The 12589-nt window shown below is 44.0% G+C and carries 8 protein-coding genes and 2 pseudogenes; all 10 read right to left on the minus strand.

The features are described 5' to 3' along the window. Positions 1-1186, minus strand: a 1186-nt coding sequence (locus CAG64_RS15650; RefSeq protein WP_161489334.1) for a hypothetical protein, incomplete at its 3' end; no start/stop codon positions are given. A gap of 4 nt (positions 1187-1190) precedes the next feature. Continuing rightward, complete coding sequence (locus CAG64_RS15655; RefSeq protein WP_161447684.1) at positions 1191-2864, minus strand: hypothetical protein; 1674 nt, start codon at positions 2862-2864, stop codon at positions 1191-1193. 437 nt (positions 2865-3301) lie between these two features. Further along, entirely contained in the window at positions 3302-4543 is a 1242-nt protein-coding gene (locus CAG64_RS15660) for a hypothetical protein (RefSeq protein ID WP_161447686.1), read from the minus strand. A 23-nt stretch (positions 4544-4566) separates the two neighbouring features. Beyond that, positions 4567-4950, minus strand: coding sequence for a hypothetical protein (locus tag CAG64_RS23890; protein ID WP_237668120.1), 384 nt, complete (start codon positions 4948-4950; stop codon positions 4567-4569). Then, positions 4926-5249: pseudogene (locus CAG64_RS15670) on the minus strand (hypothetical protein); the annotation flags it as partial. The gene CAG64_RS23890 and the pseudogene CAG64_RS15670, both read right to left, overlap by 25 nt. A 332-nt stretch (positions 5250-5581) precedes the next feature. Further along, positions 5582-5821, minus strand: coding sequence for a hypothetical protein (locus CAG64_RS15675; protein WP_161457235.1), 240 nt, complete (start codon positions 5819-5821; stop codon positions 5582-5584). Then, positions 5814-7049, minus strand: a complete 1236-nt coding sequence (locus CAG64_RS15680; RefSeq protein WP_161457236.1) for a hypothetical protein — start codon at positions 7047-7049, stop codon at positions 5814-5816. Before CAG64_RS15680 ends, CAG64_RS15675 begins: the two co-directional genes overlap by 8 nt. Positions 7050-7370: 321 nt before the next feature. Beyond that, positions 7371-7683: pseudogene (locus CAG64_RS23895) on the minus strand (Tricorn protease domain-containing protein); the annotation flags it as partial. Positions 7684-7852: 169 nt separating this feature from the next. Beyond that, positions 7853-9073, minus strand: coding sequence for a hypothetical protein (locus CAG64_RS15685; protein ID WP_161457267.1), 1221 nt, complete (start codon positions 9071-9073; stop codon positions 7853-7855). A gap of 618 nt (positions 9074-9691) precedes the next feature. Then, positions 9692-12589: tandem large repeat (locus CAG64_RS15690; protein WP_161489335.1), on the minus strand; the 2898-nt coding region annotated here is incomplete at its 5' end.

Below are 12589 nucleotides of genomic sequence, written 5' to 3' on the forward strand. Positions count from 1 at the left end.
ATTGGCGCTGATAGGATTCGTCATACTGTTCTTGGGTTGGAATCGAAGGAAAAAACGTTCTGTAATCAATATTTTTGACCAATTCTTTAGGAATAAAAAAATTAATATTATTTAGCTGATTCGTGTTACTTGTTCCTTTCCCTATATCTAATCCATAATAATATTCAATAATATCAAACATCCCTTTCTCATTTGGTTGACGATAACGTAATAGCTGGTTATCCTTAGAGTCAAAATACCAAGCATTAAGCTTTATGACGTTGCGGGCAGGAGCATTTTCAATTTCAAAAGCCGGTTCTGAAGAGGAAAAAACTTTATTTTCTTCACGAGTTTTGTAACCACAAATAAAATAGTCACGATTGGGGTTATAATCAAAACCATCTTGACAGGCTGGTGCAAGATAGCTTTTTACCTCGACTATTTTTAATGTTTTCAAATCAAAACCTGCTTGTACTCGTTTTACGATGTCTCCGCCGGAGTCTCTCTTTGCGCCAGACCAAATCAATAAATTCAATACCTCATTGATCATAAATGTTTGTGTTTGAGTTGCTGGGTAATACGCTGTTCCCTTGATAGTAACTTTTTCAGGCAATAAATTGGATGCCTTTCCTGTAGTGAGGTCTAGTTTTATGGGTTGACGATGAGCCACACCAGCATCTAAGTAGTAAAAATATTGGCTATCTTGACTGAAGCTTGCGTTAGCGCAACTATTCATTTTCTTTATAGTTTTTCTCTCTTTTAAGTCAAAGATGGCACAAGTAAAATTAGCAAGCCCCGTATAGTAGCGTAATGATAAATATCGCCCATTAGGTGAACGTAGATCAGCCCCTCTATAAGGTAACTCTCCTAGTTCATCACGGTGTAATAATTGTCGAACATCTGTACCGTTCATATTCATAGTATAAACCGTACCATCTCGCCCATAGTGAAACATAATTTGAGGCTGTTTATGTACAGTATCCCATTTCTCTAATGGTACGTTCTCAGGAATTTTTGTAACGATTTTCCATGAAGGCGTACGTTCTTTCCCATTCCCATAAGGATTCCATTCTCGTCCTTTCACGATTATGTCTATTCTTTTTTGTACTTCTGGGTCCAATTTAGGCTTTGAATACCAATAGGAAGTGCCAGTACCGATAACGACCACAGCTGCAACAGCAGCAGAAATTAGGATTTTTTTATTCATAATTCTAGCCAAAAATAAGTTGTTTCATACTATCTAGCAGTTGATTCTCTGCTAGTTGCATTTGTTGAAGCTCTTCATCCACTTCGCTTTCTTGACAATCATCCGCTGCGTCAACAGGGTCTGGTTCTTTGAGCACTTCTTCATACGTCAGATCCGAGAAAACCGGCAGGATGCTATCGCTACCTTGGCTATTAGCCAAAAACAGACTGAACTTGCCATTAGCAGGTAAACCACTAATGAGTGCTTCGACGTATCCATCTTTAACTTCCGTATCGAATGCTTCGGTAACTCTCCAATCACTTTGGGAGTCTTCCATTATTGCAACCAGATTTTGGTAATCTGTATCTTCCAGTTCACCTTTATTTTGGTTGACTTCCACACGTACAATAAACCCACTGTTTTTTCCGTCCACATACGCAATAACAGTGTTGCTGCTATCAAAACTTCGCACCACAGCCTGATCATGTGTTAACCAAGGCATGTCATCCTCCGTTACTTGGTGAATAGCGGCGCTGTCTACATCGGAGGTAAACTCTTGAGCATTAAACGACTGCGCATCACTGTAGCAACACAGTTCATCCAAAGGCGTACTTTCTTCCTCGAGTTTTGCGCTGTCGGATTCTAATTGCTCAATTTGCCCAAAGCGTTTCTGTTTTGGGGAGAAGATGAGTTTGAGGCCATTGTCACCTTGTTGAAGTTCGCCGTTGATCTTATATGGCGCCCAAAAATGAGGGACAGCAAACCCTTCAGCTTTGCGTTTTATGACCTGAGGTGTCTCTTTTTGCTGCTCTTCTTTATAAAGGTTTCGATAGTACTCGACATCCACGTCTTGGTAGTAACCCTTTTCGGTGATTGCCAGCTCTCGCCAAAGCTTATTCTTCCAAAAGACATAGAGGTAACCGCCACACAGCTCAGACGCTTTGGCCTTATCTTTGTTACCGTCAAGGTAGGCAAGCGGCCTAACCGGCACCAACACGTTATCCCATTCATCCATCTCCGTTTCCTTGTCCACTGGCTGAAGATCTTCAGCAAGCTTCAACAAGATAGGAGTGGGCTGATCGGCACACGGAATCTTGATATAAAGCGTTTTCCCCTCAACTTCTAAGTCTTTGAAAGTGGCGAGGCTGCGGTGTTTGTTGTCCAGATCGGCTTTGCCTACGGTCACTTTCTCTTTTTGGGCTTCTGTTTTAGCCAACATTAGACAGGCAGCATTGCTTGACCACTGGCCAGCGAATTCAACCACAATTTTATGATCCGGAGAGGGTGGTACCGGTGTGTAAGTCAGGTTTCGTGCCAAAGGAACATCATCAGTGACTGCCTGATAGTTAGCTTTGACCGGTTTTGCATCTTGCGTTGCCAACACTTTATCAACTTGCATTCTCAGTGCAGGAAATGCCTGAAGTTGCGTGTCTGTAAGGCTAGTGCGGCGGGTAAAAGAAGACAGCGCAATCCACTCGGCACGAACGAGGCGCTGCCTGACGTTGTTGAGCAGGCTGTGGATGTCTTTCTTTGCTGACAGGGTGAGTCTTTCCGATAACGGCTTGGGAAGTTGCCGCAGGACGTCTTGCATGTTTCGCGCGCGCGAAAGCTGCCCGATGCACTCATCTGGCGTCAGGACGTAATCGAGTTCGTCATACGTTAACTTAGAACCCGGTATAAATTTGCAAAACAATTGCATTTGAGATCTCCACAACCAAGAATCTTTTGTTCATTCGGCTGCGGTGATGCTTAAGCTGATAAGGCTTAAATTTGGGCGATTTGGTTCTGATATGATACCCATTCACTATTTGAACTTCAACCATCATTATTTGGCGCTGTCACTGTTGTGGCGCACCACCCAACACAACCGAACCTCACATGGTAATTCTTTATTTATCAGATAGAAACCGAAGATGAGAAACCTTCCTCCCAGTTTGGGTTGATTTAATTAACTCTTGAATCATTAACTAGCTAAACAAGCGTGACTGACAACAAATCTGCCTGTTTACAGCACTCAAAAAGAAGTGGATTGGGTTTATCTTATCGAACAACTATCTCTCTATTACTGCTTCTCCAGTTGGTCCGATTAATTACCCCACAAAATAGAGAGAGTACTGTTTAACCTTAGCCTTAGCCCTAGCCATGATTACGCTCCTCTAGTACCACTTTCGCTTTTTTTAGGTCAGCGTAGGTTGGCAGTGGGTAGAGTGACTCGCTCCAATTATCCGCTTCTTTATGCTCAATCACATAACGGCTAAAGCCAAAGCCATAGGCGGATTTTTCAACTCGTTCTCCATCACTAAAACCTACGAACCCATATATCATTTTTGTAGTAGGGCTATTCTCAGTAGGTTGGTGTAATACGCGGGTAATATTTCGTCCATGCCCGGGGACGAACCACATATCACCACCGTTGAAAGCCAACAAATCCACTGTAGCAGGGAAATCGCCTATTTTTTCAGATGGTCTTCCCGAGCGGTATGCCGCACCGCCAAGGCAATAAAAGCCATCTCCATACTTTCCGCCCCAAACATTACAATCGTAGCTATCCGGAGTAAAATCACCGCGATCGGCTAGTTTTAAGGTTTTGGCATCGAACACGAATGTATTACCGCATTTGGGCACATCGCTCTCACCAAAAGTTTCGAGGTACTCTTCTTTCCTGCCTTTACAGCCAAACCCAGCCAGTCCCGGTTCGTAACTAAAATAGATCGCTTGCTCTGACTGGCTCATGTAAGGCTTGGCAAAAGAGGTCAAGTACTCTGCCCATGAACCATTCACATCGGTAAATTTTACTACCTCTTTGGTGTCTAGCTTAACCCGCAGAAGTTCATCTCTTTTTTTCACAACAACTTGTGTGCTGTCCGTATCCCACATGATGTCGTGACGAGTTGCACCATATACCTCACTAATGTTTGTTATTTCGCCATTATCTAGATCATACAGCACAGTGCTACTTTCCTGAGGGATAACAAGATAGCGGCCGTTAGGCGATCGTGACATATATTTAGCATAATCAATCCCAGTATTTGGCGCGGGCGGCAATATCCCCTCAGGGATAAGCAATTGAGGGTTAGTACCATCAATGTTTAATGCCCAGTAACTGACCTTGGATTTATCTTCTCGGTTTTCGATAGTAAACAGCACCTGAGGGAGTGTCACATTTTCAGTATTCCAATCTGCAACCTTTGGGTTATCCGGTATTTCAAAATCGTACTGGTAAAGCCAAGTATCCGTTTTACCTTTGTATAAATCTAAGCGGTCTGCCATGCTCTCTATTCGAGCTTTCTCATCAAAATAAGGTTTAGTGGCAATGTAACCAACGCCTGCGACAACAACAGTCGTCAAACCCAAGCCGAGTAATATTTTCTTTTTCATTGTTAATCCATTTTCTAATTGTGTTACAACGACCAGTCCAGCACTAATGACTCAAAGCGTTGTTTTTCTGCTGTTGTTAAACCTTTAGGCTTATCGTTTGGCTGAGCTTTTGACGGAGTTTCAGTAGCGCTCTCAGGTTCAACAAATAAATCGTTGTAAGCGACCCGATCAAAAAGTATGTGACGACTGTCTGGGTCTTGGTCATGTACCAGGGACATAGTAAAGATCCCGTCCGATGGTAGCCCGCTTAGTAACGCTTGCTGCGCTTGTGCAATCGCTCTTTCATCTAACCATTGCTGAACTTGTGGGCTAAAGGCGCTCCCCACCCCAACGCCCACTATAGCTAACGCGGTCAAGCCAAATACGACTTTTTTTTCATAAATTACATTCCTAATTCTTGTTTCCACAGCGACATATATTGGCTAAGGTTGTCTTCTGCATTCAGTTCTTGTTCGCTGCGTTCTGGCTCGGGCTCTACCCCTTCAGCCAGTTGGTTCGGAGCAGGCCAAGGCATGTCATCTTCGGTAACTTTATGGATGGCAGCACTGTCTACATCGGAGGTGAATTCTTGTGCACTGAATGACTGTGCGTCACTGTAACTGCTTAATTCATCTAATGGTGTGCTGGATTTCTCTAGCAAAGCAGCATCCGATTCTAATGCTTCAATTTGTCCAAAGCGTTTCTGTTTTGGGGAAAAAATGTTCTTGAACAGCTGAGGCTGGTCGGAACAAGAGATTTTGATATAAAGCGTTTTTACCGTCAGTGTAGTAGTAATGGCGAAACCGCTGAACCGGTGGGACCTATCGCGTCTTCCTTCCTTGTTTTTCTTCCATTCGAACTTATAAACTTAAATCGTTTATAGCAATGTAAACTCAGTGACTTCTCCATCTTTGAGTAGTTATGCTCGCCGACGTAGACGCGATTTGGGTGTTTTTCTTGCTCTGTTTTCGCAGAGCTAGAAACAACGGAAGCACTCTGTTGAGATTGGTCATTACAACCAATGAGCGCTGAGCTTAATCACTTGATTAGTAGTGTTTTTTAGCCTAATACGCCACAGCCTAAATCGTCTGTCGCCCAAAGGGCTACGCTTTCCTCACCTAAATTTATGGCAATTGGAAGCCGTGACATAGGGCGGATATTTTTTAACGACTCAATCACTGTCAAATTGTCGCCAGAATTTACATCAACATACTCAGAGCCTTTTTCGCCATCAACAGTGGGATACTCAACACCGAACAAATAGACATCTGTTGGTAAATACTTAAGGTCATTACTCATCGTTTTCTACCTCCAGAAAACGCCCGCCGTTAGCATCGGCATTATAAAGCACTGGGGTTTTAGCTACTCTGCCAGAATGAATCACCTTCCATGACTGTCGACCTTTTCCGGTCAACTCATAGCGATAATCAGATCCATAACGTTTTATGGTTATTATTGCTGCTCCTCTTTGTGTTTCATTACCGTTATTACTGATATTTACAACTTTCGCATAAACTTTCTTTTCATCGCCTTCCCTAGAAAACGCAAGCCAAGTTTTATCCTTAACGTTGATCAAAACTTTACGGTATGAGTTTACCGCCCATACGTACTTTCCATTAGGACTGATGGCTGTTTGTACATAAACACGTTCCTTAATCGTTTTTTCTGGTTTAAATTCGTCCTCGGGGAAGATTTTATAAAGCATTTTTAAAGTCTTGGCATCGAAAACTACCACACCCAAATCACCGACATAAATGAGCTTACCATCAACAATGACTGTAGATTCTGAAATGTCGACATCAACCTCTTCTTTGATCCCTGTCGCGAGTGTGTATTTAAAGCGCTTAAAGCCGTCTGAGAAATAGATGTAGCTAGAGTCGTCCGCCCAGACCAAATAAGGCTTAGTACGCGCACTGCCCAGTTGAATGGTCTGTTGCGTTTTTAAGTCAAAGATGGCTTTTATCAGAGGCTCGCCATAACTGTATGCGTATGCTACATAACGATTATTGGGTGAACGGCTCATCACAAAGGTCTGAGGTGACGCCATACTTGGCATATCATCCGTAACTAAACGTAAATCTGTCCCATCAATTTTCACGCTCCAAATTTTGTAGCCATTTTCGTATTCATTTACGAGAGGGTCTCGAGAGCTGACATTATTCCACCAAAACTGAATTCGAGGTTTGTCATAAGAGCTCGCATCAGACAAATCTTCACGGGGCCACTCTTTTGCTCGGCGCACTGCATAGCCCGGTTTAACAGGAAGCGTGCCTGGATACTCTGGCTTGGACAGGTCTTCAGAGTAAACAATAAAGTTGTGCTCACTTTGCCATTGGCAACGTGGCCCTGTCACCTCTTTACGTTCAAATGACGTTGTTTCACCAACATTGTAACAAGCCTTTTGAGCGGGTTCTTTTTCTACGGATTGTGTTGTTGCAGTATTCGAAGTTTGATTACTTTCTTCACCACAGCCTGTTAGTAACATAGCTGTCGAAAGAAGCATGATACTTAACGTTGTTCGTTTCATTTTATAATGTACTTTCATTTTATATTAATTGTGTTAGTTCAATGTCTTGATAAATTACTGACATTAATACCGTTTTATCTGAGTTATGAATTCGACAATGACGAGTTAGATTGACCCGTTTTACTACCGGTAGCCACCCACTAAACACGATTTCTTTACGGTTCTGGTCCACAAACTCAGCCTCGCGTAAGAAATCTTTTGATTCCATGTTCGTCAACACACGCGTGAATTATCTGGCACTATCGAGTAAAGCTCTGTTCCCGTACGTCCATCAAAGACACCAACCCCATATTCATCGACCATATAACGCTTACCACCTTAGGCCAAAGCTAAGTAGCGATTATTCGGTGACATACGCATTAACCTGACCTGACCATTAAACTCGTCTGCAACTAGGCATAAATATGTACCATCTGTTTTGATACTCCATACTTTTGGACAAGTCTCATAAAGCTCCTTTGTACTGTATGTCCAGTTATCCCAACGGAATACCACTCAGGGCATTTTTCTCTGCGATTCGGTCTTCAACCGTTTGAGGTTTTGGCGCTGGTTGTTTCGATTCATTAGCCTATTCTTGATTGCAGCCAGACAAGACCGCCAAGGCTATCAAGCATAATGTATGGCGTAGTTTCATCTTGTATTCTCTTGGTTATCGTTCCCAATGCGCGCAAAACCTTACACACGCGACTCACATGCTTTTTGGAGGTTAGCTTGGCTTATACATCAGTAGATCCGCAATGAGTGTTGAGCAAAAGGGACACCCTAAAGTTCAGTACTTCTTAGATCACAGCGCGGATACAGGCTTAATATTTCCCTTCCTTGCGAGCTTTTAACTGGCGCTGATAGGATTCGTCATATTGTTCTTGAGTCGGAATAGCAGGGAAAAACGATTTTAAGTCAAATGTATCAAACTGACTTGCCAAGTTATCAGGAATAAAAAGGTTAAGGTGGCTCAGTCGATCATAATCGTCTTTATACCCTATTTCTAGTTCATAGTAGTACTTGATTTTATCAAACATTCCGGCTTCATTTGGTTGGCGATAGCGCAACAAGGTATTATCGTAATTATTAGCGAAACCGTTGAAGTACCATGCATTCTTCTTGATTACATTTCTGACGGGAGCATTTTCAATTTCTTTTTCTGGATTTTCAAACAAGAAAACTTGGTTTTCATTTCGAGTCCTATAACCACAAATAAATAAGTCACGATTAGGATTGTAATCGAAACCATCTTGACAGGCTGACACCAGATAGTTTTTCACTTCTTTCAATTGTAATGTTTCTAAATCAAAGCCCGCCTGAACTCGTTCTATAATCTCTCCGCTTGGATTTTTCTTAGCGCCAGACCAGATCAATAAATTCAATGCTTCGTTGATCATAAATGCTTGAGTTTGAGTTTCTGGGTAATATGTTGTTCCATCGATTGTTAAATTTTCAGGAAGAACATTAGATATGTTGCCTGATTTCAAATCAACCTTTTTAGGTTGACGGTGAGCCGGACTAGTATCAGAATAATAATATGACTGACTATCCTTACTAAAGGTTCCATCCCAGCAGCTACGTAATTCATTAACTATTTTACGTTCTTTTAAGTCGAAAATAAGACAGGGCGTAAGATCTAAATTGTACGCGTAGTGAGTCGATAAGTATCTTCCATTAGAAGAACGAATATTATAGCCAGTCGGAAGTTTTCCCAATTCTTCACGGTCCAGTAGTAGACGAATATCTGTACCATTCATATTCATGGTATAAATCGTACCATCCCTTCCGTAATTAAACATAATTTGTGGCTGTTTATATACGGCGCCCCAATGTTCCTGGGGGGGAGAAGCCGGCATTTCTATATTAATTTTCCAGTTAGGTGTTCTGTCTGTCCTACCAGGATTCATTAAATGATCATATGCAATCCAATCAAGTTGAACTTGGAATTCTGGATCTACTTTATGTGACTTAGTAACCCAAAAAAGAGCCCCACAGGCAATAACTGTAGCGACGTTAGCTGATATCAGGATTTTTTTATTCATAGTTCTATCCAAAAAGTCGTTGTACGCATATCACTATCATTTGATTCCACTGCGTCGTGACCATCCGATCGTTTGCACACATGAGATACGCTTTTGTTTATAGCAATGGGAGGCTTGGAGGAGCATGAGAAGAAAAAGAAGGAGTGCGGCTATTATAAGCAGCACTCCGAAAGTAACGATATGTCTGGCAGCCTTAGCTGCCACTACGCATTCCCACACGCAAAACCGATACTATGCTAGGTGTAAGCAACGCTTACTTTAAAAGCAGGACTGTGTTTACAAAGCTTTGAAAACACACAGGATAGGACTATATAGGCTCGATTGTATTGAAACAAGATGACTAATCCGCCAGTATAACCGACTAATCCACTACCAATCATTGTTCATAAATGTGTAATTAGGCTATGGCTGCATTTATTAGCACAGTTGGGTTATGGTAATCGTCGAAAATTAGTGCAAATCCAATGTCTAAAAAAAGCAATTTCTTCAAATAAAATCACAACAAATCACTATTAGGCTCACAATCCAGATGACATTCTGAATAGAATTTGGAAACAAAATCACATTACCAACAATATATAGAAAAAGGGCCAGCATGCTGCTGGCCCTTTAATGAAACTATGCCGCTAACGGATAATTCCAATTGTCCGTGGTTAACATCGCCGTTGACTTACTTATCGTCAGCGTATCAATCGCGTCCAGAGCCTGGCCGTTAGTCGCTTTAACTTCTATGGTGTACGTGCCTACTGACCATGACTCCATATCAATGGATTCTGATGTCCAACTGCCATCACTACCTATAGTGGTAGTGCCTAAGTACTCATTGGAAACTTCTGAATCTTGGGTGATAGTAATGGTGACTGTCGTTGACTCCGCCAGACCGGTTGACGTGCCAGTTATCACGGTTGAACTGGTCATTTCCACCGGTTCCTCTATCGCAATGGTCGGTGTGATCTTGAATACATCATCATGTTGACTGCCGTCGTTGCCTACTTGATCCTGATAGCCACTACCCAATACCAAATCCAGTGATTCATCTACTGCGCTAACATTTACCGCAACAGTCCCTTCCCAAGTCGTCGCAGGTGCAGTTACGCTGCTAAAATCGATAACCTCGCCTCCCAGAGTCGCGGCAACACCGCTAGAAACCCGTTCATCAAAGGTGATGGTCACCGTCACTTCATCGCCATTTTGCGGTGACTCTGGGCTGTAAACCACGCTCTGGACGCTTGGCGCGTCTTTATCCAATATCAACTCAACCTGAGTGGCACTAACGCTAACCGATTTCTGATTCGTACCAGCCACATCCACTTTGATCGTGCCAGAATCTAAGCTGGCAATATCTTGTGTCAGGTTCCAGTCACCAAACTCATCGACCGTTACTTGCGCAGTTTCCGTTTGGTCACGCTGATCCGTCAATGTGACGGATAGTGCACTGCCCTGCTCGAAGTAGGTTGTGCTGCCTGTCACGGTAAGATTGCTATTTGATGTACCCGGAGCATTGACAGAGATCGTCGGCGTATATGGCAATATATGGCTAGAATCTTCCGCGCCTAGATTGCCCGCACTGTCTTCATACCCAGAGACCAGCAAAGATGTACTGTCTCCTGATTGAGTCGGCATTGTGACGGTACCACTCCAAACGATGTCATCGTTGGAGTTCAGCGCCACCGCCTCTCCTCCCAGTGTCGCAGCCACGTTGTGGACCACTTCGCTAAAGGTCAGTGTCACCGCCACGTCCTCGCCAGCACTTTGATGCTCTGGGTTAAATTCGACCTGAGTCAGGGTTGGAACCTGTGTATCCAGCTCCAGAGAGATCGCCGCTGAACTAAAGCTCTCGCTATTGCGATCTGCCGATGCCTGAACACTGACTTCACCGTCGTTAGCGCTCAAATCAAACGATACCGACCAATGACCGTCACTGATAACCCGAGCGGTTTCCGACTGAAGCGTACTGCCCGCCTGCTCTGCTACAACGGTTATTAGCGTGTCGGTCGCCAAACCGGTTGTTTGACCACTGATCACAACTGTCTTCGCTTCAGTCAAGCTGTATGGCGCATCCTGATTTGGTGTCAAAGCCCAGGTCACTGGTGTATTCACGGTTTGTGAATGCGCATCCAGAGTATTTCCCACGGTGTTTTTGAAACCACTCACTTCAACATCTACTGTTTCCTGCGTGGCAGCAAGTGACAACGTTGATGTTGTGGTGGCCGTCCATTCCGTGCCTGAGCCCGTTAAGGTCGTGTTTACACCCGCAATCGTTACTGCCCCTTCGGTCACCGATTCGCTGAAGGACACTGTGACCACCCCCTGAGCACCGTTGCTCAGTGTATCGACGGCAATATCAGTAACAACCGGTTTCTGCTGATTCAATGTCACTGTCTTATCCGTAGGTGCGAAATCGCTGGCATTCACGGTGACGCCATTTGCCACCGTCACATTCCCGCCAAACACCAAAGCAATCGAACCATCGGCAAATTCAGCAAGATTGTACTGCGCACTTGTCCACGTGCCGGCAGTGTCGTCGTAACTCACCAGCAGAGCGTCCGTTTCTACTGCAGCGCCATCTTTATCCAAACCGGTTAGTTTCAATGTCAGTGCTGAAGAAACAACGTGGTTAAATGTACCACTGATGCTCACCGCCCCCGACTCAGAGCCATTGACCAGCATTGGCAGACCTGCCACCGCCATTTCTGGTGAGTATGCCAGTGAGTAGTCACTGCTCTGATCGCCCAGATTGCCATAGGCATCCTTAAAGCTAGAAATGGTCAGTGTTACGGCATCCGTTGAGTCTATGGATGGAACAACCAGATCTGCGCTCCAGATATCGCCATCGGCATTCGCCGTGAATGCGGCTTCTTGTCCACCGAATGTCGCCGTGACTTCTGTGACCTTCTTGCTAAACGCCAGTGAGACATTAACCGACTCGCCAGCATCCTGATGCAATGGATTAAAAGTGACATTGTTTAAAATCGGTGCTTTGTTCGACAACTCAACATCTTGCGTAACCATTTCTGCACTTTGACCCTGGCTATTCTGACCGGCAATTTCAATGCTCCAGCTCCCTTCATCCAGCGTACTAACATCGACATTGCTTAACGTCCAGCGACCTGTGCTGCCAGTCACATTGACGGTTTGTGGTGCTGGCTCGGTGGCTCCGTCTTTACTGATGAAACTCACTGTCACTTGATCAGCAGCCAGGTCACCAAAGCCAAATGCTTCGCCAGTTAATGTCACATTGCTCGCGTTATCTGGGGTGATGGTGACGGTATCCAGTGTGACCGTTGGTTTGATTGCAAAGTCGTATTCGGCTCCCGCTGCGACTGTATTACCCACTGCATCCAGGTATTGACCCAGAATCAAGGTCGCTTCAGCCGATGTCATGTTTCCTAACGTGACTTCGCCTGTCCATTGTGTTGCAGCACCGCTTGTGCTCCAGACAACAGACTGACCACCCAGTGTGGTTGCGCCCACAGAAGTAATGGCCTTGGTAAAGTTCACCTTCACCGCCACAGT

The sequence above is a fragment of the Vibrio sp. V38_P2S17PM301 genome (assembly GCF_009904845.1).
GTDB classification, from domain to species: Bacteria; Pseudomonadota; Gammaproteobacteria; order Enterobacterales; family Vibrionaceae; genus Vibrio; species Vibrio proteolyticus.